22 protein-coding genes are annotated in these 21,713 nt (G+C 65.6%); 12 read left to right on the forward strand and 10 right to left on the reverse strand.

The annotated features are described in order from the left end of the window. Positions 1-84: 84 nt before the first annotated feature. The 4 genes from NGM06_RS14970 (at position 85) to NGM06_RS14985 (ending at position 2,751) form a co-directional block, all read left to right on the forward strand. Positions 85-507, forward strand: a complete 423-nt coding sequence (locus NGM06_RS14970) for an SRPBCC family protein (protein WP_254267730.1) — start codon at positions 85-87, stop codon at positions 505-507. Beyond that, positions 504-1,307: a nitrilase-related carbon-nitrogen hydrolase gene (locus NGM06_RS14975; protein ID WP_254267731.1), complete on the forward strand. Its 804-nt coding sequence runs from the start codon at positions 504-506 to the stop codon at positions 1,305-1,307. Before NGM06_RS14970 ends, NGM06_RS14975 begins: the two co-directional genes overlap by 4 nt. Before the next feature lie 100 nt (positions 1,308-1,407). Further along, entirely contained in the window at positions 1,408-2,031 is a 624-nt protein-coding gene (locus NGM06_RS14980) for a hypothetical protein (RefSeq protein ID WP_254267732.1), read from the forward strand. Between the two features lie 138 nt (positions 2,032-2,169). Continuing rightward, positions 2,170-2,751, forward strand: a complete 582-nt coding sequence (locus NGM06_RS14985; protein WP_254267733.1) for a DUF7344 domain-containing protein — start codon at positions 2,170-2,172, stop codon at positions 2,749-2,751. Positions 2,752-2,911: 160 nt separating this feature from the next. Here the strand turns inward: NGM06_RS14985 and NGM06_RS14990 are convergent, their stop codons facing one another. After that, positions 2,912-4,450, reverse strand: a complete 1,539-nt coding sequence (locus NGM06_RS14990; protein ID WP_254267734.1) for an aldehyde dehydrogenase family protein — start codon at positions 4,448-4,450, stop codon at positions 2,912-2,914. Positions 4,451-4,542: 92 nt separating this feature from the next. On the opposite strand from NGM06_RS14990, the gene NGM06_RS14995 reads away from it, so the two are divergent. Continuing rightward, entirely contained in the window at positions 4,543-5,313 is a 771-nt protein-coding gene (locus NGM06_RS14995) for an FRG domain-containing protein (protein WP_254267735.1), read from the forward strand. Between the two features lie 14 nt (positions 5,314-5,327). Here the strand turns inward: NGM06_RS14995 and NGM06_RS15000 are convergent, their stop codons facing one another. Both NGM06_RS15000 and NGM06_RS15005 read right to left on the reverse strand, forming a co-directional pair. After that, positions 5,328-6,137 carry an RIO1 family regulatory kinase/ATPase domain-containing protein gene (locus NGM06_RS15000; RefSeq protein WP_254267736.1) on the reverse strand — a complete coding sequence of 270 codons (810 nt, stop codon included), beginning with the start codon at positions 6,135-6,137 and terminating at the stop codon, positions 5,328-5,330. Positions 6,138-6,199: 62 nt separating this feature from the next. Further along, positions 6,200-7,663: an arylsulfotransferase family protein gene (locus tag NGM06_RS15005; RefSeq protein WP_254267737.1), complete on the reverse strand. Its 1,464-nt coding sequence runs from the start codon at positions 7,661-7,663 to the stop codon at positions 6,200-6,202. A gap of 108 nt (positions 7,664-7,771) precedes the next feature. Here NGM06_RS15005 and NGM06_RS15010 point away from each other — a divergent pair, with 108 nt between their 5' ends. Next, entirely contained in the window at positions 7,772-8,914 is a 1,143-nt protein-coding gene (locus NGM06_RS15010; protein WP_254267738.1) for an acyl-CoA dehydrogenase family protein, read from the forward strand. A gap of 192 nt (positions 8,915-9,106) precedes the next feature. Here the strand turns inward: NGM06_RS15010 and NGM06_RS15015 are convergent, their stop codons facing one another. Continuing rightward, positions 9,107-9,694 carry a flagellin gene (locus NGM06_RS15015; RefSeq protein ID WP_254267739.1) on the reverse strand — a complete coding sequence of 196 codons (588 nt, stop codon included), beginning with the start codon at positions 9,692-9,694 and terminating at the stop codon, positions 9,107-9,109. Positions 9,695-9,889: 195 nt separating this feature from the next. After that, on the reverse strand, positions 9,890-11,146 hold the full coding sequence (locus NGM06_RS15020) for a Glu/Leu/Phe/Val family dehydrogenase (protein ID WP_254267740.1): 1,257 nt from the start codon (positions 11,144-11,146) through the stop codon (positions 9,890-9,892). Between the two features lie 317 nt (positions 11,147-11,463). Between NGM06_RS15020 and gdhB the strand changes: the two genes are divergently transcribed. Beyond that, positions 11,464-12,765 carry a glutamate dehydrogenase GdhB gene (gene gdhB, locus NGM06_RS15025; protein WP_254267741.1) on the forward strand — a complete coding sequence of 434 codons (1,302 nt, stop codon included), beginning with the start codon at positions 11,464-11,466 and terminating at the stop codon, positions 12,763-12,765. Positions 12,766-12,806: 41 nt separating this feature from the next. Here gdhB and NGM06_RS15030 read toward each other — a convergent pair whose 3' ends face one another. After that, positions 12,807-13,670: an HpcH/HpaI aldolase/citrate lyase family protein gene (locus tag NGM06_RS15030; RefSeq protein WP_254267742.1), complete on the reverse strand. Its 864-nt coding sequence runs from the start codon at positions 13,668-13,670 to the stop codon at positions 12,807-12,809. A 177-nt stretch (positions 13,671-13,847) separates the two neighbouring features. On the opposite strand from NGM06_RS15030, the gene NGM06_RS15035 reads away from it, so the two are divergent. After that, a complete protein-coding gene (locus NGM06_RS15035) occupies positions 13,848-14,105 on the forward strand; it encodes a hypothetical protein (protein WP_254267743.1) in 258 nt (85 codons plus the stop codon). 159 nt (positions 14,106-14,264) lie between these two features. On the opposite strand, the gene NGM06_RS15040 is transcribed toward NGM06_RS15035, so the two are convergent. Beyond that, positions 14,265-15,470 carry an outer membrane protein assembly factor BamB family protein gene (locus tag NGM06_RS15040; protein ID WP_254267744.1) on the reverse strand — a complete coding sequence of 402 codons (1,206 nt, stop codon included), beginning with the start codon at positions 15,468-15,470 and terminating at the stop codon, positions 14,265-14,267. A gap of 161 nt (positions 15,471-15,631) precedes the next feature. Here NGM06_RS15040 and NGM06_RS15045 point away from each other — a divergent pair, with 161 nt between their 5' ends. Both NGM06_RS15045 and NGM06_RS15050 read left to right on the forward strand, forming a co-directional pair. Then, positions 15,632-16,114 (forward strand): MaoC family dehydratase, encoded by a 483-nt coding sequence (locus NGM06_RS15045; RefSeq protein ID WP_254267745.1) that lies wholly within the window; start codon positions 15,632-15,634, stop codon positions 16,112-16,114. Positions 16,115-16,269: 155 nt separating this feature from the next. Then, positions 16,270-16,647, forward strand: a complete 378-nt coding sequence (locus NGM06_RS15050) for a hypothetical protein (RefSeq protein WP_254267746.1) — start codon at positions 16,270-16,272, stop codon at positions 16,645-16,647. A 193-nt stretch (positions 16,648-16,840) separates the two neighbouring features. Here NGM06_RS15050 and NGM06_RS15055 read toward each other — a convergent pair whose 3' ends face one another. Both NGM06_RS15055 and NGM06_RS15060 read right to left on the reverse strand, forming a co-directional pair. After that, entirely contained in the window at positions 16,841-17,215 is a 375-nt protein-coding gene (locus NGM06_RS15055; protein ID WP_254267747.1) for a DUF5658 family protein, read from the reverse strand. 343 nt (positions 17,216-17,558) lie between these two features. After that, positions 17,559-19,346: an acyl-CoA carboxylase subunit beta gene (locus NGM06_RS15060; protein ID WP_254267748.1), complete on the reverse strand. Its 1,788-nt coding sequence runs from the start codon at positions 19,344-19,346 to the stop codon at positions 17,559-17,561. Between the two features lie 54 nt (positions 19,347-19,400). Here NGM06_RS15060 and gfo6 point away from each other — a divergent pair, with 54 nt between their 5' ends. Continuing rightward, complete coding sequence (gene gfo6, locus NGM06_RS15065; protein WP_254267749.1) at positions 19,401-20,576, forward strand: D-xylose 1-dehydrogenase Gfo6; 1,176 nt, start codon at positions 19,401-19,403, stop codon at positions 20,574-20,576. 121 nt (positions 20,577-20,697) lie between these two features. Continuing rightward, a complete protein-coding gene (locus NGM06_RS15070) occupies positions 20,698-21,132 on the forward strand; it encodes a hypothetical protein (protein WP_254267750.1) in 435 nt (144 codons plus the stop codon). Positions 21,133-21,209: 77 nt separating this feature from the next. Here NGM06_RS15070 and NGM06_RS15075 read toward each other — a convergent pair whose 3' ends face one another. Beyond that, entirely contained in the window at positions 21,210-21,635 is a 426-nt protein-coding gene (locus NGM06_RS15075) for a hypothetical protein (RefSeq protein WP_254267751.1), read from the reverse strand. Positions 21,636-21,713: the final 78 nt, after the last annotated feature.

The raw sequence follows: 21,713 nt of genomic DNA on the forward strand, positions 1-21,713 counted from the left end.
AGGGGGTCCGATGGATAAGATTGTCCGGGGCGAAAGCGACGGGAGGTCCGGCGGGTTTTTGACACCGCGGTCCGAACTACACCTATGACAGTCCGGGTAGAGCGAACGTTCGATCTCGCGGTCTCGCCGGAGAACGTGTGGAACTTCATCGCGGACCCGGAGAAACGCGCGAGCGTCATCAGCGTGGTCTCGGACTACGAGAAGACGGGGGAGAACACGTCTATCTGGCACATCGAACTTCCGATTCCGTTCCTCGACAGGACCGTCCCCGTCGAGACCGAGGACGTGGAGCGCGACCCGCCTCGCTACGTGAAGTTCGTGGGGCGGTCGTCGGCGCTCCGCGTGACCGGCGAACACGAGATTCAGGAGACCGAGACCGGGAGCCGACTGGTCAACCGGTTCACCGTCGAGGGCCGAGTCCCCGGCATCGAACGCTACTTCAAGAAGAATCTGGACGAGGAACTCGACAACCTCGAAACGGCGCTTCGAGGGGAGGCGACGGCGTGAGACTCGCGCTCGCCCAACTGGACATCGAAGACGGCGCGGTGGAGGACAACTGCGAGCGCGCCGAGGCGGCCATCGCCGAGGCCGCCGACGCGGGCGCGGACCTCGTTTCGCTCCCCGAGATTTTCAACGTGGGGTACTTCTCGTTCGACACCTACCGACGCGCGGCCGAACCCGTCGAAGGATCCACGCTCACTCGCATCGCGGACGCCGCACGCGAACACGATATCGGCGTGCTCGCGGGAAGCATCGTCGAGGACCTCGCCCGGACCGAGAGCGTCGAGACGCCCGCCGACGAGGGACTCGCCAACACCTCCGTCTTCTTCGACCGCGACGGCGAGCGACTCGCGGTCTACCGCAAACACCACCTGTTCGGCTACGAGTCGGCGGAGGCCCAGCTTCTCGTGCCCGGCGAGAGCCTCGGTATCGCCGAATTCGGTGGCGCGACGGTCGGGATGACGACCTGCTACGACCTCCGGTTCCCCGAACTCTACCGCTCGATAGCCGCCGAAGGCGCGGACCTCGTTCTGGTCCCGAGCGCGTGGCCGTACCCCCGGGTCGAGCACTGGAAACTCCTGCCGCGCGCCCGTGCGGTCGAGAACCAGTTCTTCGTGGCGACCGTCAACGGGTCGGGCGACTTCGAGGACGCGTCGCTGCTCGGTCGCTCGACGGTGTACGACCCGTGGGGCACGACGCTGGCGGGGACGGGCGACGACCCGGACCTCGTCGTGACCGACGTGGACCTCGACCGTGTGGAGACCGTTCGCGAGGAGTTCCCGGCGTGGCACGACCGGCGGACGTAACGTTGCGGTCGAGTTATCGTTCGGACTTCTGGTAACTTTAGTTCGGCTACGGAAACGACTTTTCGCGTGTGTCGGTTACGCAGACTCGGGTGGGAAGAGAATGACACGAGAGACACCAAGCGAGAACGCGAAGTCGATGGACCGTCGGACGTTCGTCGAGCGAAGTGCCGTCGCGTCCGTGGGAATCGGACTCGGTCTCGGCGAGACAGCGACTTCCAGTATCGTCCCCGGAGGCGATTCCAGCGTCCAGACGCAGGAGGAACCCGGTGTCCAGTATTACAACTTCGTGGTCCCCGACCGAGGAATCGTCGAGTCGGACTACGTCAACAAGTTCCTCTTCGTGACAGAGTTCAGACGACAGATAGACGAGAACCCGTTCTCTGGCTGTTTCGCCCAGGCCGAAAAACAGGTCGAAGACCAGTTCCGAGGCGGATCGAACGTCTACGACGGCGTGTTGATCGATGCGACCGAAGCGTTCCAGTTGTTCGGTGGCGACGACGAAGCCGTCGAACGTCTCCGCCAGATACTCGGCGGTGAGGGCATAGACCTCCCGACTGCCCTCACCGGCAACGTCGGTGCAATCGTCGGGACGCGAATCTTCGCACCTGCTACCGTCGGTCGTCTGCCGACCGACGAGGGGTATCGGTCGGCAGGCGGTGAGTCTTGCGACGGCGGGTACGTCCGGCTCTACGTCCACGAACTCCCGAACGAGGTCACGCAGTGAGCGAGGTGGCACGACGCGTCTGCGAATCGAAATCCGCCAATCGGCCGTAACGACGCTCTCGCTCTCTATCTCGCGGCCACAAGAATGAAATCCCCAACATTAATTACGCGCCGGAATAATATAGACAATAATAGGTAAATGGCTAACGCAACAACCGGTACCGCCGCTCCCGACGTGGGTGGGGAGACCCCGCCGAGTCCCTCACGGGAGGTGATGTTCGACCTGCTCGGCAACTCGCGGCGTCGGCGAGTCCTCCGGCACTTGCTGGACGAACGCGAGATAACCCTGACCGACCTGAGCGCACGCATCGCGGCGTGGGAGAACGACACCAGTGTTCCGGACCTCTCGTCGCGCCAGCGAAAGCAAGTGTACTCGTCGCTCTACCAGACGCACATCCCGCGACTGAGCGAACACGGCATCGTCGCGTACGACGCCGACGACCGAATCGTCAGACTGACTGGAGACGCCGACCGACTCCGCCGGTTCCTCGACGTGGACGGACCCGAACGCGGCCACTTCTCGTATCAGTGGAGTCGCTACTTCCTCTGGACCGCCGTCGTCGGGAGCGCCGCCATCGCGGGGAATTGGCTCGGCACGACCCCGGCGACCCATCTCGGCACCGGCGAACTCTACGGCCTGCTCACGGTGACGTTCATGATGCTCAGCGTCTCGTTCGTGATGGCCGTCGAAGGCCAGAAGTTGTTGGGCGTCGGAGACTGACCCCTTCCCTCTTCTCGCGGCGAGTCCGTACGGATGGGCGTGGGCCCCGCGTCCGAACCGGCGCGTCCGGACGAAACGAAATAGTCTACTCCGTCAGTCGTCGGATTCTGCGAGAACGCCGATTAGACTTACTCAACCACGCGACGGCGGGTTTCGTAGTCTAATCGTCGCTCTCGGTCTTGATGTCTGCGGACAGTCCCTGCGCCATCTCGATGTCCTTCGAGTTGTTCACGGTCCACGCCGTGCGCTCGGTGACTGCCTCGATGGCCTCGCGGGCGCTGGGGTAGCCGTTACCGGACTTCTTGACGCCGCCGAACGGCAGTTGGACCTCCGCGCCGATGCACGGCAGGTTACCGTACGCGAGTCCGAGTTCCGCCTCGTCGCGGAACTGGTTGACCTGCCGGTAGTCCTCGGAGATGACTGCGCCCGCGAGTCCGTAGGGCGTGTTGTTGTGGATTTCGATAGCGCGGTCCATGTCGCCGGAGTACTCGACGAGCGCGACGTGTGGTCCGAAGACCTCCTCCTGCAGGCAGCGGAGGTCCTCGTCGTAGTCGATCTCGTAGACGAACGGGCCGACCCAGTAGCCGTCTTCGTGGCCGTCCGGAATCTCGTCGGCGTCGAGTTCCTCGCGGTCCACGAGGACGTTCGCGCCCTCCTCGCGGGCGAGTTCGTTGTACTTACCGAACTTCTCGACCTGCTCCTCGTTGACCATCGGACCCATGAAGGTGTCCTCGTCGAGGGGGTCGCCCACGGAGACGTTCCGGGCGAGTTCGACGTATCGCTCCTTGAACTCGTCGTAGACGTCCTCGTGGACGATGAGGCGCTCGCTGGAGACGCAGCGCTGGCCCGTCGTCTTGAACGAGGACATCACCGCAGAGTGGACCGCGATGTCGAGGTCCGCGTTCTCGGTGACGACGATACCGTTCTTGCCGCCCATCTCGCAGGCCGCGAGTTTGCCGGGTTCGCCGCCGACCTTGCCCGCAATCTTGTGGCCGACTTCGCTGCTCCCGGTGAAGAGAATCGTGTCGGCGCGCTCGTCCTCGACGATGGCGTTGCCCGCGTCGCCGAAGCCCTGTACCATGTTGAACACGCCGTCGGGGATACCGGCATCGACCATCATCTCGGCGACGATCTGGCCGCACCACGGCGTCTGTTCGGCGGGTTTCCAGACGACCGTGTTGCCCTCGACCAGTGCGAGCGCCATGTGCCAGAACGGGATGGCGACCGGGAAGTTCCACGGCGTGATGCAACCGACGACGCCGCGGGGCTTCCGGCGCATGTAGGCGTCCTTGCTCCCGATTTCGCTGGGGACCACGTCGCCGTGGGGGTGACGCGCGTTGCCCGCGGCCCACTCGACCATGTGGGCGGCCTCGACCACGTCGGCCTTCCCCTCCGAAATCTCCTTACCGCACTCCTTGGTCACGATTTCGCCGAGTTCGTCGGTGCGGTCTTTCAGTTCGTGGTACACGTCCCAGAGGTACTCCGCGCGGTCGATGTACGAGAGGTCTGCCCACTCGTCTTCGGCCGCCTTCGCGGCCGCGAAGGCGGCGTCCACGTCGTCTTCGGTTCCGCGATGGAACTCGCCGAGGACCTCCTGATTCGACGGATTCACGCTCTCGAACGTCTCGTCGCCCGAACCTTCTGTCCACTCGCCACCGATGTAGTGGCCGTACGTCTGTTCGCTGGTTTGCTGGCTCATGCTCTGGCGAAATTTGGGACGGCCACAATAAAAAAGACTCTCACTTCAGACCGGCCCGGAATCGTAAGACCGTGCTCGCCGAACGTCCGACCATGGAGGAAGTACGCGTGGAGGGCTGGGTCGACCTTCAGGAGGAGTTGTTCACCGGCGAGTGGTACGCCTACCGCGGCGTCCCGAGCGCGGGTTTCGACCGACTGGAGACCAGCCTCCTCCGACTCGGCGGTGAGACGAAAGACGTAGAGCGCCACCTCCTGCGAAACTTCCGGAAGTACGCCCGTCAGGACGTGGACGCCGATTCGGTCTGGCACTGGCTCTCCGTGGCCCAACACCACGGTCTGCCGACTCGGTTGCTCGACTGGACCTACTCGCCGCTGGTCGCGGCCCACTTCGCCACCGCGGACCTCCCCAGTCCCGACTCCTCGACCTCTGGCCTCGTCTGGGAGATAGACGCCCGCGAGGTGAATCTGCAACTCCCCCGGCCGTTACGGCGGCAACTGGACCGCGAGGGCGCGAACGTGTTCACGGTCGAGATGCTGGACGAAGTCGCCGAGTCACTCGACGAGTTGGGGAGTCTCGCGGACGAACCGTTCCCGCTGTTCTTCGAACCGCCCTCGCTCGACCAGCGCATCGTCAATCAGTACGCCCTGTCTTCGCTCACGTCGGACCCCGAACTGTTGCTGGACGACTGGCTCGAAGACCACCCCGAGTTCGTCCGGAAGATACGCATCCCCGCCGAGGTGAAGTGGGAGATTCGGAACAACCTCGACCGGGCGAACGTCAACGAGCGCGTCCTGTTTCCCGGTCTGGACGGACTGACCGACTGGCTCACTCGCTACTACCATCCCGACCGCCTGCAACGGTAGGACGGACGCTCGAATCAGTGACGCTCGGCCTCGGCCAGCTTTTCGATTTCGCCTTTGACGCTCACGGCGTCGAAGTCGTGGTCGGGCCTGATGTTCACGAAGTCGAGGAACTCCCGGGCCGCCAGCAGTTGCTCGGGCGTGTAGTGTTCGGCGGCGGACTCGACCGCCGTCCGCGCACCGATGAGCGGTTCGAGCGCCGCGAGCGCGCACGCGAGGTCGTACGACCGGGCCTCCTCGATGGCGTCTTCCCGGACGCTGGTCGCGTCGATGAAGTAGACCTCCCCGTCCTGTAGCAGGACGTTCTCGCCCCGGAGGTCGCCGTGAGCGAGTCGGTTGTCGTGCATCACCGACAGCGCCCCGAACACCTCGGGCGCGAAGCGTTCGACCTCCTCGGCCGCGAGGTCGTCCAGAATCTGGAACTCCGGCAGGTACTCCATCACGAGGACGCCCATGCCGTCCACCTCGAACGCCTCTATCGGCGCGGGGACGTTCAGTCCGATTTCGCGCATCCGCCGTGTCGCGTCTAGTTCGTGTTCGCACATCTCCATCGGGTCCGCGAAGTGTTCGAAAAAGCCCTCGGTGCCCGACGAGAAGGCCCCGAGGTTGCGCGCGCCGGTGAAGAGGGCGTGGACCAGCGAGTTCTGGCCGGTCACGATTTTGACGAACCACTCGTCGTTGACCACGCAGGGCGTCGAGAGCCAGTTGTCGGCGTCGAGGAACTCGATACGGAGTTGCGGCTGGTCGTAGCGCCGTGCCATCTCGTCGAATACGGCTTCGAGTCGCTCCCACTCGATAGTTCCTCGAACCAGCCGCCGGATGCTCATCGGGGGCGACTATGCGTCCGGCCGTGAAAAAGCCACTTGCCCGTGTCGGTTCCGACCCGGAGTCAGACCAGCGAGGCGACGACCGACGCGACGTAGCCGAGGACTGCCAGTGCCGTCAGGAACAGAATCGACCGGAGCGACGGAAGCGAGTCGGTTCCGAGCCACGACCGGACGGAGACGGTGACCGACGACCACCACACCTCCAGACCACCCCACACTCCGAGCAGACCGGCTAGCGCGAGCGCCGCCAGCACGTCGTAGAACCCCATCCACCACGGGAAGAAGTAGCCCAGCAGACCGTTCTGAACCCCGATTGGGACCACTCCGCGCACCGCCTCCTCGAAGCGGTCGGCGACGCCGTCGGTACTCACCGAGGTATGGGAGCGGAGGCCCGCCTTCGTGGCGCTCGGTCCGCCCGCGCTCTCGTCGCCGGTCCCGAGGCGTTCGGCCTCGTAGGCCCGGTCTATCGGGAGCGTCCACGCGATTTCGCCCTGTCGGTCGATCTCGAACACGCGGTCGCCGATGGTGTCGGTGACGAGCGTGTGGCCGTTGGGCAGGCGGTCGGCGTCGCGGGGCCACTGCATCCGGTCGTCGGACCAGACCCACGTTCGCTCCCACCCGGCCTCGGTTCCGTTCTCGCCGGTTCGCCGGTACTCCGCGAGGCGGTCGTTCTCGGAGTCGGCGACCACGACCGCCGGACCGCCCGCGGACGCCGGGAGGTAGTCCGGGTTGTGCTGTTCGCGGAGGACGCTGTAGTCGTTCTCGCTTCCGAGAGTCCAGTTGCCGACGATACCGCGGCTCCGGTCGAGGAAGGCCACTCTGTCCTGATTCCGCAGGTCCACCATGACCCGGCCGTCGCGGAGCATCTCCACGTCGTTGAGGTGGACCCAGTCCTCGTCGTAGCTCCCGCCGCTGGTTATCGGCAGGTCGCTCTCGGCGGTCCACGTCCACTCGCGCACGCCCGAGGACGTGTTGACGACGAACGCCGCCTCGTTGCCGATGTCGCCGACGAGAACGTGGGTGTCGTTAATCACGTCCGCGTCGTGCCATCGACCGCCCTCCATCCGGTGGCTGTAGAGTCGTGTGCGCTCGCCGGTTGTCAGGTTCAGACGCTCGACCACGTTCCGGCGGCAGTCGCCCCGGTCTTCGAGGAGGGGGCCACCGCCGCAGACCGACTCGTTGAGCCACTTCGTGGCGACGTAGGTGACCGTGCGAGTGCGGTTGGGAGTCGGGTCCACGTCCCAATAGGAACTGTATCGGTCGGAGTGGTAGAGGACGGTTCCGTTGGAACGAAACGCGACGATTTCGCCCGACAGGTCGCGCATATCGCCGCGCTGGACCGTGACGACGGTGACGCCCGACCGGGAACCGACGACGCGCTCGCGCGCTCCCGCCTGCCGGTCGGCCGACCGGTCGTACTGCTCGTTCGGAGATACTCCGGCGGTCACGAACCCCGACGCTAGCGCGACGACGAGTCCGAGGGCGACGACGCCGAGGAGGGCGCGAGTCGGCGTACGAACGTTCACGAGGGCGGGATACGACGAAGGACGATAACAGCGTTTCGGCGGTGTCGGCGGCCGAAACCTGTGTGTGGGTTCGGAGATTTTATATCGCCACTCGCGCAAAAATTGCGTATGGATTTCAGCCTTCCCGACGAACATCAGATGATTCGGGACGAGGTGCGTCGGTTCTGCGACGAGGAGATAGAACCCATCGCGCAGGACATCGAGGACGAACACCGCTTCCCCGAGGAAATCTTCGACCAACTCGCCGACCTCGACATGATGGGCGTGCCCGTCAGCGAGGAGTACGGCGGACTGGGCGGCGACCAGTTGCTGTACGCGCTCGTCACCGAGGAACTCGGCAGAGTCTCGGGTTCCATCGGTCTCTCGTACGCCGCGCACGTCTCGCTGGCCTCCAAGCCAATCGAACTGTTCGGCACCGACGAGCAGAAGGAACGGTGGCTCCGCCCGCTCGCGGAGGGCGAGTACCTCGGGTCGTGGGCGCTGACCGAACCCGGGAGCGGGTCGGACGCCAGCGACATGGACACGATGGCCGAAAAGGAGGGCGACGAGTGGGTACTGAACGGCACGAAGCAGTTCATCACCAACGCCAACGTCGCCGGGTCGGTCCTCGTCAAGGCCGTCACCGACTCCGACGCGGGCTACGACGGCATCTCGACGTTCATCGTGGACCCCGAGGAGGACGACGGCTTCGAGGTCACGACCGTCTGGGACAAGATGGGGCTGAACGCCTCGCCGACCTGCGAGATCAAACTCGATAACGTCCGTCTCCCGGAGGACCGCCTGCTCGGGGAGGAGGGCGACGGTTGGGACCAGACGAAGAAGACCCTCGACGGCGGCCGCATCTCCATCGCGGCGCTCTCGACGGGTCTCGCGCAGGGCGCGTACGAGGCCGCCAAGGAGTACAGCAAGGAGCGCGAGCAGTTCGGGCAGCCGATATCGAAGTTCGACGCCATTCGCAACAAGGTCGTCTCGATGGACCGCAAAATCGAGCGCGCCCGCCTGCTGACCCACCGGGCGGCGTGGAAGTACGATCAGGGCGAGTCGGTCAGTCACGAGAGCGCCCTCGCCAAACTCGACGCCAGCGAGGCCGCTCGGGAAGTAGCCGAGGAGGCAGTCCAGACCCTCGGCGGGTACGGATACACCGAGGACTTCGCGCCCCAGCGGTTCTTCCGCGACGCGAAACTGATGGAAATCGGAGAGGGAACCAGCGAAATCCAGCATCTCGTCATCGGTCGCGAACTCGGTCTCTGAACGTCTGCGTCCTCGTGGAAACGAGCCGATTAGAAACGTTGTCGGCGTTTTCGACCAAGAAACCACTATTGAGGCGACTGTATCCGTTCGACCAGTTACGTCTGGTAACTCGGTATCTCAGAACGGGTTGCCGTCCGGCGGTACTACTATTCGCCCGGGAAAGGAGAAGTAAAAACGGAAACGCACTGCGGCCTACAACTGCACTGCCTTCTGGTCGGTCAGCGTCTGGGGCACACTGTGCTGGTACGTGACCGCACCCGCGGAGGTGACGATTTTGATGGTGAAGTCCTCGCTCTCCTTGAGACCGTGGGACTTGTCCGTCAGTTGCGTGGCGTCGAGCGTGACTCGGAACCTGTCGGCCTGATCGACGAGGACCGGCGCGGTGTCGCCGATGTCCTTGATCGCCGTGACGCTGAAGTTGGTGTCGGTCGCGGTGTCGCCCTTCGTCAGAATCGCCGCGTTGTCGGGACCGAGCCACTCGACCGTGGCGGTCGAGAGGTTCACGTGGCCGGACCCCGAACTCTTCATCACCGTCAAGTCCACGGTGTGGATCGAATCGTCGTTACCGACGGTCCCGGTCGTACTGACGACGTTTACGCGGTTGGTTACCTGTGCCGTCGATTCCTCGCCTGTCTGCTCGGACTTCGTCTGGAGGAAGCCCGCCGTATTGATGAGGACGCCCGCCGCGATTGCGGCGACCAGCACCATCGCGATGAACACGATGAGGGTGCCGATGCCGACCTGACCGCGGTCGACCCGCCCGTTTTCGATGTCGAACATGGTTCTCTTCTGGCCTTCTTTTCTCGGACGTAGGACATAAAACCCCGATATCATTATCACAGCTGAAAATAGGACTGAACCTCCGTCTCAGAGTCTAAATCCGTGGTAGCGTCCGATTTTGCAGAGATGGTGTCAAGGGCCGGTCAAATACGTTACTTCGGAAGAAAATGTATCCGGCGCGGAGTGGCCGTCGTCTCAGGGCCAGTTACCGCTTTCTTCGTACGCATCGACGACGCGCTGGATGGCGACCACGTAGGCGGCCGTCCGCATGTTGGGTGCGCCGGTCTCCTCGTAGGTCTCGACCAGATTGTCGAAGGCGTCGGTGATGATGCGTTCGAGTTCCTCGTTGACGCGCTCCTCGGTCCAGTGGAACCGCTGACGGTTCTGGACCCACTCGAAGTACGAGACGGTGACCCCGCCCGCGTTCGCGAGGATGTCGGGGAAGACGTAGGTGTCCGCCTCCGAGAGGACGTCGTCCGCCTCGGGCGTGAGCGGGCCGTTCGCGGCCTCGACTACCACGTCTGCCTGCACGTCTCGCGCGAGGTCGCCGTCGATGGCGTTTTCGAGCGCGGCGGGCACGAGCAGGTCCACGTCGAGCGTCAGCAGGTCCTCGTTGGAGAACTCGTCGTCCGCACCGGGGTATCCGGCGACGCTGCCGGTCTCTTTCTTGTGGTGCTTCACGTCTACCGGGTCGAAGCCGCCCTCCTTGTAGACGGCCCCGCTGGAGTCCGAGACGGCGACGACGTTCGCGCCGAGTTCGTCGATGAGTTTGGCCGCTATCCATCCGGCGTTCCCGTACCCCTGCACGGCGACCGACGCGCCCTCGATGTCGCGGTCGAGGTAGTCGAACGCCTCGCGGGCGGTGAGCATGGTCGAGCGTCCGGTCGCTTCGACGCGGCCCGCACTCCCGCCGCTGTCGGGTGACTTCCCGGTGATGACGCCGGGTTCGGTCGTGTTCTCCAGCGTCTCGTAGGTGTCCTTTATCCAGTTCATCTCGCGCTGGCCCGTGTTCACGTCGGGGGCCGGGATGTCCTTGTCCACGCCGATGAACGGTCGAAGCTCCTTGGCGAACGACCGGGTGATGCGTTCGAGTTCGTCCTCGCTGTAGTCGTCGGGGTCGATGATGATACCGCCCTTCCCGCCGCCGTACGGGATGTCCACGATGGCGCACTTGTAGACCATCCACCCGGACAGCGCCTTCACCTCGTCGCGCGAGACGTTCGGGTGGTAGCGAATGCCGCCCTTGTACGGACCGCGGTCGCCGTTGAACTCCGACCGAAACGCCTTGAACACCTCGACGTCACCGTCGTCGGTCTCGACCGAGAGGTTCGTCTCTAACACGCGCTCGGGGTGTTTCAGCCGATTCAGCACGTCGTCGCCGACGTTCATGTACTCGGCCGCGTCGTCTATCTGTTCCTGTAGACTCTCGAAGGGATTTGCTTGCTCGGACATGAGTGGTAAACTCTACCGTCGTCTTACGATTTCTCCGTAGCGACTCATACAGTTTCCGGAACGATACCGTTATTTGCGGCGTCGTCCGGCCGCAATTTCGCGGTTTTGTCTAACCAATCCCCCATCTGCGTGGCAGCGTAAGTGTGTGTATAAGGTCCTAAGATGAATCTATAGCATTAATATTTTATACGCCTGCGGGAATCTACGGCTACGATGCGTCGCCGCGACGACTCGTGTCGGATTCGGGGGTCTCCGCGAAATACGGCGGGGGAGACGGCCCGACAAACGAGTCGAGCAGTCGACGTGACGACTACACCATGCCTTCAGGAACTGTCGAAACCACGGACCAGAAGAGTAGCGACGAAACGACCGAACAACCGGAGTCCGCGCTCGAAACCGCGCGGCGGCAACTCGACCACGCCGCGGCCCACCTCGACGTGGACGAGGGCGTCATCGAGCGACTCAAGCACCCGACGAAGGTCCACCGGGTCGCAGTCCCGCTGAAGCGAGACGACGGGTCGGTCGAAGTGTTCACGGGGTACCGCGCTCAGCACGACGACGTGCGCGGTCCGTACAAGGGCGGCCTGCGCTTCCACCCCCACGTGAGCGAACAGGAGTGCGTCGGCCTGTCGATGTGGATGACGTGGAAGTGCGCCGTGATGGACCTGCCGTTCGGCGGCGGGAAGGGCGGCATCGTGGTGGACCCCAAGGACCTGAGCGACGACGAGACCGAACGACTCACTCGCCGGTTCGCCGAGGAACTGCGCAAGTTCGTCGGTCCGAAGAAGGACATCCCGGCCCCCGACATGGGAACCGACGCCCAGACGATGGCGTGGTTCATGGACGCCTACTCGATGCAGGAGGGCGAGACCATCCCCGGCGTCGTCACCGGGAAACCGCCGGTCGTCGGCGGGAGCGAGGGTCGTCAGGAGGCACCCGGTCGCTCGGTCGCAATCATCGCTCGCGAGGCCGCGGACTACTACGACTACGACCTCGAAGACACCACTATCGCCGTGCAGGGCTTCGGGTCGGTCGGCGCGAACGCGGCCCGCCTGCTCGACGACTGGGGCGCGAACGTGGTCGCGGTCAGCGACGTGAACGGGGCCATCTACGACCCCGACGGACTCGACACGCACGCGGTCCCCTCCCACGAGGAGGAACCCGAGGCCGTGATGACCCACGACGCGCCCGAGGAACTCTCGAACGAGAAGATTCTCGAACTTGACGTGGACGTGCTGATTCCTGCGGCTATCGGTAACGTCATCACCGCCGACAACGCCGACGACGTGCAGGCCGACGTGGTGGTCGAGGGCGCGAACGGACCCACCACGTTCGCCGCCGACTCCATCCTCGAAGCGAACGGCGTCGAGGTCATCCCGGACATCCTCGCGAACGCGGGCGGGGTCACCGTCTCGTACTTCGAGTGGTTGCAGGACATCAACCGCCGTCAGTGGTCGCTCGAACGCGTCAACGACGAACTGGAGAAACACATGCTCTCGGCGTGGGGCGACGTGCGGAGCGAAGTCGAGGCCCGCGACGTAAGTTGGCGCGACGCCGCCTACGTCGTCGCGCTGTCGCGCATCGCCGAGGCCAAGACGACCCGCGGTCTCTGGCCCTGATAGTCGGCCGTTCGAGAGACGAAACGTCTCCGCTTCTGCGGTCAGTCTCGGTCGGCGGCCTCGGCGTACGCCAGCACGCGCTCGGCCTGCGCTATCAGCGGTGAGTCTATCATCTCGCCGTCCACGCGGAAGACGCCCCGGCCCTCGGCGTCGGCCTCCGCCTTTGCCGCCAGTACGCGCTCGGCCCACTCGACGCGTTCGGGGTCGGGCGTGAACGACTCGTTGATGGGCCCGACCTGTCCGGGGTGAATCGCCATCTTCCCGTCGTACCCCAACTCGACCGCGAACCGGGTCTCCTCGCGGAGACCCTCCGCGTCCTCGATGTCGGTGTACACCGTGTCGATAGCGTCCACGTCGGCGGCGCTGGCCGCCAGCACGACGTGCTCGCGTGCGTGGAGGACTTCGGTTCCCTCGTCGGTCCGGGTCGCGCCGATGTCCGCCGCGAGGTCCTCCGCGCCGAATGCCAGCGCGTCCACTTCGGGGACTGCCGCGATGTCTTCGGCGGCGAGGATTCCGGCGGCCGTCTCCACGAGCGCGATAATCGGTACTTCGGCGTCGTGTTCGGCCAACAGGTCGGCCAGCGTCTCGGCGTCGGCGGGAGACTCGGCCTTCGGGAGCATCACCGCGTCGAGCGTCGCCGCCGCGTCGTCGCCGTCGCCGAGTACGCCTCGGAGGTCGTCGTCCGCGGCGATACCCGTCGGATTCACCCGGATGCAGACCTCGCAGTCGGGCGAGAACTCGGGGTCGGAGAGGACCGCCCGCACCGACTCTCGGGCGTCGGCCTTGCTCCCGGGAGCGACCGCGTCCTCCAAATCGAACGCGATGACGTCGGCCCCCGCGGTCGGCGCTTTCCGCATCATCTCCGGGCGGTCGCCCGGCGTGAACAGTAGGCTTCGTCGTGGCATGTGCGTGGGAACGACGGCGTGGGCTTTCAACTTCGTGGAATAGCTCACGAAGTGCAGAGCGCTCTCCGCGGATTCGGCCGGAGCGGCGGTCGGTGCTTGCATCGAACGCACGAAACGAGCCTAGTTTATATTATAGAATAATTTATTGTAATTTATCCTGTATCCGGGGATGCAGTCATGAAACGACGTAAGCTACTCAGAAACACCGCATCGACCGGCCTGCTGGCGTTGGGCGCGACGAGCGTCGCCGCGGCCGCGACCGCCGAGGGAGAGTTCGACCCCGAGGAACTCGACGACGACCCGATGGTGTCCGTCGTCGAGGAGGAGACCGGCGAGCGAGTCGAGAAGCCCCTGTCCCAGACCGACGCGACGCTCTCTGACTGTTGTCTGGTGAAAGACGGGTGTGCGTGCCCGTGTTACTGCTGCATCTGTTGAGGTAGTGTTGGCCAACAGAAGCGCACCGAGTGCCGAACAGGAGCGACAACCCGTCCGTAGCGCCGGACCGGAACGTCCGGTCACCAGCGGACCGACTCGTTCTTTCGCTTCACCGTAACGCGTTTCGCCGACCTCGCGGAGACCCGTTCGTCGGTCGCTTCAGTTCGCGTCAGTGAGCGAAAGCGCAGTGACGGTCCCGCCGCAGTCGGCCACGTAGGCCGTCTCGCCCGCGACGGCCACGGGGGCAACCACGACGTCGTCCGCCCGGTACCACCACAGCACCGTCCCGTCCGCGGCGTCTATCCCGTACACCGCTCCCGCGTCCGTACCGACGAACACTGTCCCGTCGGCCACCGTCGGCGACGCCCAGATTCGCGCACCGAGGTCCGCCCGCCACGCCACCGTCCCGTCGGCGGCGTCGAAGGCGTAGACGAAGCCGTCTCCGTTGGCCGCGAAGACAGTCCCGTCGGCCACCGTCGGCGACGCCCACACGCCCGCGCCGGTCTCGGCGCGCCACTTCTCGCGTCCCGTGACCGCAGAGACGGCGTACACCCGGCCGTCGTCTACCGTCCCGACGTACGCCGTCTCGTCGCCGACCGCGGGCGCACCGCGGACTGCGACGTCGGGCACGAACCGCCAGCGCTCGCGGCCGTCGGTCCGGTCGTGGGCGTACGCGCCGCCGTCGAGACTCGCTAGGAGGAGTCGCTCGTCGTCCACGGCGAGCGCACACAGCGCCCGCGAGGCGTTCCGAAACGTCCGGAGCGGGGACCCGTCTCGGGCGTGGAGGGCGGCCACGCGGCCGTCGTCGGCCGCGACGAACACCGTCCCGTCGGCGACTGCCGGAGACGCCTGTACGTCGCCATCGACCGTGAACTGCCACCGGGGGTCGCCGGTGGCCGCATCGAGCGCGAGGACCGTGCCGCGACTCGTTCCGGTGTACACCACGTCGTCCGAGAGAGCAGGACCGGTGACCCGACCGCCCGCTCGGACTGCCCAGCGTTTCGTCCCGTTATCACTGTCGAATGCGTACGTGCAGCCGTTCGCACAGCCGAGGTACACCGTCCCGTCTCGGACCACGGGCGCAGTTTCGGCCGGGCCGTCGGCCCGAAACCGGAATCGCACCCGGTCCGGCGACAGTCGCCGGTCGGTCCCGTCGTCCGTCGGTCGCCGGTCGTGCGGTGCGTCGGAGTTCGTCGGACGCCGACGCGACGGTCGCGCGTGCGACTCGCGTGCGTCCGACCCACCGGACGAGGGCATCGCGCCCCGCGGCGTCCCCTGCGCCGTTTCGCGTCCGGTGGCCGAGCCGACGCTTTCGTCCCCTGTTCGCGGTCGCGCCCACTCGAACCGGCTTGCGTCTTCAGACATGGTAAGCCTCGACTGTGACTGACTGCGCCCCGACGTATTCGCGTGTTAGCCTTTGTTATGCTCCCATTACTGGGCCTCAGGCGAGACCTACTCCCGGTCGCGGCCGAAGCGGACGGCCCGAACCGGCGGGATTTTTGCCGAATCGCGCCGACCTCTCGGCCATGAGCGGACTCTACTACGAGGAGTTCGAGGTCGGCCAGACCATCGACCACGAGAAGCGCCGGACGATAAGCGAGAGCGACAACCAGCAGTTCTGCGATATGACGATGAACCAGCAACCGCTCCACCTCGACGCGGAGTTCGCCGCGGACACGCAGTTCGGCGAGCGGTTGGTCAACGGACTCTACACGATGAGTCTGGCGGTCGGACTCTCGATTCCCGACACCACCGACGGGACCATCGTCGCCAACCTCTCGTACGACGAGGTGGAGCATCCCAACCCAGTGTTCCACGGCGACACCGTCCGCGCTCAGTCGACCGTGACCGACAAGCGCGAGACCAGCGACGGGGAACGCGGCGTCGTGACGATGCGCGTCGAGGCGTTCGTCGTCAACCGCGACGAGGAAGGTACCGAGGGAGACGGCGAGACGCTGGTCTGCGAGTTCGACCGGACGGTGTTGTCGCTCAAGCGCGAGTACGCCTGACGGACACTCCGAGGCCGGGTCGAATCGGCTCGCCGGAACAGTTGGCTGTCACACCGTCGGTGAGCGGGCCGTCCGAGGCGACTCCGCAACACCGACCAAATAAATTAATTTCTAGAAAAATCTTATGTAATAATGGTGCGTAACGTCTCTTGGCCATGAAACGGCGACAACTCGTCAAGAGCGTGGCGGCCGGAAGCGTCCTCGGCCTCGGAAGCGGTATCGCCAGTGCCGAACCGGTGCTCATCGACCCCGAAGACCTCGACGCGATTCACGTCGTCCGCGACGGTGAGCGGGTTCGGACCGTGGAGAACCCGACTATGCAGGAGTTCGACCGACTCCACGACGAAATCAGCGAGGACGAGCAGGTGGTGACGCCCGACGGCACCTGTTTCCCGAAGTGTTGTCAGGATTGTCCGCCGGATTGCAGTAGTTGCGGGTGTGCGTGTTACTGCTGTGATACCGGCAGCAACATCTGTTCGTGCTGCAGTCAGGTGGACAACCCCGAGCAGACCACGTGCTGTCCCGACTGTTGAATCGAACCGCCGCCAATTAGCTCGCGGTGACCGGTCCGGTCGCCCCGAAGCTATCGACCGGAACCGAACCGATTCGCGGTCGGCGAGGACTCGGCGGCGAGGGCGGACGATGGCTCCGCCGAGACGAGAGACGACGTTGTCGTCGGGGACAGCAGCGACGGCCCAGACGAGAGCGAGGTGGGTCCGCGCCGACTCATACCACCATCGCGTACAGCGTGAGGTTGACGAGGACCGCTCCCGTCCACGGGACTGCGAGTCCTGCGGGCACGAGCAGGCCGTGTCGGTCGGGCAGGAGTCGCCGACAACCCAGTCCGACCCCGACCGCGAACAGTTTCAGACCCACCATCGCCGAGAAACCGAACGTCTCGATGGCGGCGCGGGCGACGGGGTTCGACTCCGACAGCCCCATCTGGAGACCGTAGTACGTGGTGAGCAGGTCCCCGACGAGCGCGACCGCCACGAGAAGCCAGAGCAGTCGCTCAGTCCTCGAAACGTCCGCCACCGCGGCGGTCACTCGCCGTCGGCCCGTGCGAGTCAGCGTCGGCCAGTAGCGTCCGTCCGAACTCATGGAGAGAACCGGCGCGAGGTGCGCCCAATCACGGACGAACGGACGACGAGACGAGCTATTGTTATACGGCTCCTTCGCTCTCGACGGGGAGCGGTAATCGAGCGATAGGTCGCCTTCGCGCCGCGAACCGAGTATTCGGATTCGGACGACGAGTACGTCGGACACCGCGTCGACCGTTATCGCGGCGATAACGTCGCACAATTGTGGTCTACGAGGCCGACTGTACGAGCAACTGCTGTGGCTACATCTGCAAGCGTTACGTCAGCAAGCGTTACACCTGCGACGGCGGGTCGGAAGTGTGCGACCCGACGGCTGTCGGCAGAGCGACCGCGGAGCCGCCGGACTACAGAATCGTGCCGTGCTTCTTGTCCGGCAGTTCCTTCTCGACGCCCTCGTAGAACTCGAAGCGGTTCTCCAGTTCGGTCCGGAGCGTGCTCGGCGGCACGATTTCGTCCACGACGACTTCGCTCGCCATGCGGTGGATGTCGATGTCCTCGCGGTACTCCTCGCGGAGTTCCTGCTCCATCTGCGCGCGCTCCTCTTCGTCGTCGATTTCGGAGAGTTTGCGGGCGTACACCGCGTTGATGGCCGCCTCCGGCCCCATTATCGCGATTTCGCCGGAGGGGAGTCCGATGATGCTCTCGGGGTCGTAGGCAGGACCGCCCATCGCGTAGATGCCCGCGCCGTAGGCCTTCCGGACGACGACGGTCTGCTTGGGGACGGTCGCGGAGGACGTGGCGTAGATGAACTTCTTGCCCTTTTCGAGGATGGCGTCCTTCTCGACCTGCGACCCGGCCATGAACCCGGGCGTGTCACACAGGTAGAGCAGGGGAATCTCGTAGGCGTCGCAGGTCCAGATGAACTCCGCGGCCTTCTCGGCGGCGTCGGGGAAGATGGCTCCCGCGCGCTGGGCGGGTTGGTTGGCGACGATGCCGACTGGACGGCCGTCGATGCGGGCGAACGCGGTGATGATCTCCTTGCCGTACTCCGACTTGAGTTCGAAGTAGGAGTCCTCGTCCACCACGCGGTCGATGACGTCGGTCATGTCGTAGCCCTTGTTCGGTTCCTGCGGGACGATGGAGTCGATACCCTTCGGGGACTTCAGCGGTTCCCTGCCCTCGGTTTTCGGCGGCTTCTCGTCGGCGCTGTCCGGGAGGTAGGAGACGAGGTCGGCGACGAGTTCGCGGGCGTGTTCCTCGTCGTCGGCCACGAGGTCGGCGCTGCCGGAGTGCTTGGCGTGAACGTCCGGACCGCCGAGTTCCTCCATCTCGATGTCCTCGCCCGTGACCATCTGGACCATCCGCGGGGAGGCGATGGCCATCGCGGACATGTCCCGGACCATGACGGTGAAGTCGGCGAACACCGGCGTGTAGGCCGCCCCGGCGATACAGGGACCGTAGAGGACGCATATCTGGGGGACGCGCCCGGAGAGCATCGAGTGGTTGTAGTAGTACTTCCCGATGCCCTCGCGGTTGGCGAAGAACCCGGTCTGCTGGTCGATGCGCCCACCCGACGAGTCCATCAGGTAGAGGACCGGCTTGCCGGACTTCAGAGCGCGCTGTTGCATCCGCAGGAACTTCTCGACGCCCTTCTCGGCCATGCTCCCCGCCTTGACGGTGAAGTCGTTCGCCATGAAGTGGACCTCGCGGCCCTCGAACTCGGCCGCGCCCGTGAGCAGACCGTCGCCGGGGAGTCGGTCGTCGTTGTCCTCGGCGTCTACTTCGGGGCTGTCGGAGTGCCACGCGTCGAAGTTGGCGAACTTGCCGTCCTCGAACAGCATCCCGTCCTCCCCGAACCAGAGGTCGAGGCGGTCGCGGACGAACAGTTTCCCCTGCTCTTCGAGTCGCCGCTTGTACTTCTCGGGACCGCCCAACTCGATGTCCTCGATTTCGGCCCAGAGCGCCTCCTCGCGCTCGGTCGGTCCGAGGTCGTCGGAGTCGCTGGCCCCGTCGGTCGATTCCGCGGCGGACCCGTCTGACGCCGTCGCGGCGACGGGCGCTCGCCGGACGACCGCGGGCGAATCGGCGTCGCCCACGAACACCTCCACTTCGTCGCGGACGTGTTGGGCGAGCGCCTCCGCGATGGCGGAGGCCTCTTCGTCGGTCGCACCGTCGCTGACGCGGACTTTCATGTGAATGACTCCGGTTAGCGATTTCAAACAGTTTTCCCTTTAGGTTGGCGAATTTTGCCGCCGCCCGAACGCGACGCCGGTAGGCTTTCCGGCGTCCGGCCCGACGAGTCGGACGTGAACCTCGACGACTACTTCGGGAACTTCGCGGCCCGCGACTGGCAGACCGCCGCGGAGGGGACGGTCCGAATCGCCCTGCTCGGACTCGGCGGGTTCGCCCGCGAGCACGTCCTGCCTGCGCTGGCGAGCGACGCGAGTAACGTCGGTGCTCGAAGCGACGCCGCTGCCGACCGCACGCGGTTCTGCGAGGTCACGGCGCTGAACAGCGGGTCGCCCGAGAAGGCCGACTCGGTCGCCGACCGGCACGGCGTCGGCACCGTCCTCACCTACGACGAGTTCGAAGCGGGCGAGGGCGCCGATGCCTTCGACGCGGTGTACGTCGCGGGACCGAACGCGCTCCACCTCGACTACGCCCGGACCGCGGCCGACCACGGCAAGCACGTCCTCTGCGAGAAACCCATCGAGACGAGCGCGGACCGCGCCCGCGAGATGGTCCGGGCCTGTGAGGACGCGGGCGTGACCCTGATGGTCGGCTACCGCCCGCAGATCGAACCCGCGATGCGTCGTCTCCGCGAGATGGTCCGGGACGGCGTCCTCGGTGACCCGGTGACGTTCCACGGCTGGTTCACGGGCCACATCCTCGACGCGGGCGGTCCCGACCAGTGGCGACTCGACCCCGAGATGGCCGGGGGCGGCGCGCTGATGGACGTGGGCGTCTACCCCCTGAACGCGGTCCGGTTCCTGCTCGACGCCGAACCGGTCGCGGTCCGGGCGACGACCACCACGCCACACGACCAGTTCGAGGGGGTGGACGAGCACGTCGCCTTCCAGTTGGAGTTTCCCGAGGGCGGGAGCGCCTCCTGTTCGGCGAGTTACCACGCGCAGGCCGACGACCGCCTCCGACTCGTCGGCACCGAGGGGCAGGCCGAACTCGCTCCCGCGTTCGACTCCGAGATCGCCCCGACGCTGACCGTCGAACGCGGCGACCAGCGCGTCGAGTACACCGGCCCGTTCGTCAACGAGGTGGCCGAGGAGTTCGACTACTTCGCCCACTGCGTGCTGACGGACGCCCGACCCGACCCCGACGGCCGCGACAGCGTGGCCGACATGGAGGCGGTCGAGGCCATCTACGAGTCGGCGGAAACCGGTCGGCGAGTAGAGGTCGGCCCGTGACGCTCCGCGGTTCTCGGTTCCCGGACTCGCTCTCGTCGAGTTCCATTCTCCGCGGCGGGAACCATCCTCATACCCCCGGATTACTCTTGGATTTATATCATTACGACCCCACCGCAACGCCATGGACCGAACAGTCCCCCTCGCGTTCGCTCTCCTCGGCGTCGTTCTCGGCGCGGTCGGTCAACTGAACAGTCTCGCCCCGGCGCTGTTGCAGGGACCGAGGCTAGCCACGCTCGGCCCCGGCGTGGCCCTGCTCGGCGGTGTCCTCTTCCTGCTCTCGACGGTCGTCGTGGCGTGGGTCGGTTACCGGACCGGTCGGCGAGTCGATCTCCCCGCGGAGTTCGGCCGATTCGCGACGACCGCAGGTGCCGCCGGTGGACTCGGCTTTCTGGTCGGCGGCGCGGCCACTCTCCTCGTCGCGCCCGTCCGACTCGACGGCTTTCTCGTCACCGTCATCTTCGGAGTGGGGTACGGTGCGGTGACGAAAGGCGTCTCCATCGGTCTCTACGGTCTCGCCGGGGCCGCAGTGGGCCACTTCCGCAGGTCGCGCGCCTGAGCGCTCGACTGTCGAGGGCGCTGGAAAATTCTCCGTGAGTCTCGAAGCGGGAAGACGAACTCTTGACGCGCTCGTAGTTAGCTCTCGGCGAGGTCGGACCCGTGCCAGACCACCGACCAGTCGGCCGGACTCGGGAGGCCACAGCCAGTGAGCGCGACGAGTACGGCAGTCCGGAGGTGGTCGTCCGCCGCGAGGGGGTTCGGCAAGACCCCCGCCGCGACCAGCGCGAGCGGCAGCGCCAACAGGAGCGGGGCGAGCGCGCTCCCGCGGAGCAGCCACTCCGGCGTCGCGTCCGGCAGGTGAGTGACCTCGACGCGTACCAGACCCCCAGTCAACGCCGTCTGGAGCGAGGACCCGTCGCCCGACGGGAGGACGTGAACTGCGTACTCGGCGTCGGTCAGCGAGAGCGGGACGACGTGGAGGAGTTCGTGGACGCAGATTCCCACGGCGAGGGTGGCGAGCAGGGCGAGACCGACTTTGAACGCGTGGAGGACGCTTTGCATCGACGTTGACAGCGGTGTCGGTCGGGCTTACTCAACTGTTTCGGAATCCGAGAGACGGCACGGCGGTCGGGTCGCCCG

Source organism: Halorussus aquaticus, from assembly GCF_024218795.1.
GTDB classification, from domain to species: Archaea; Halobacteriota; Halobacteria; order Halobacteriales; family Haladaptataceae; genus Halorussus; species Halorussus aquaticus.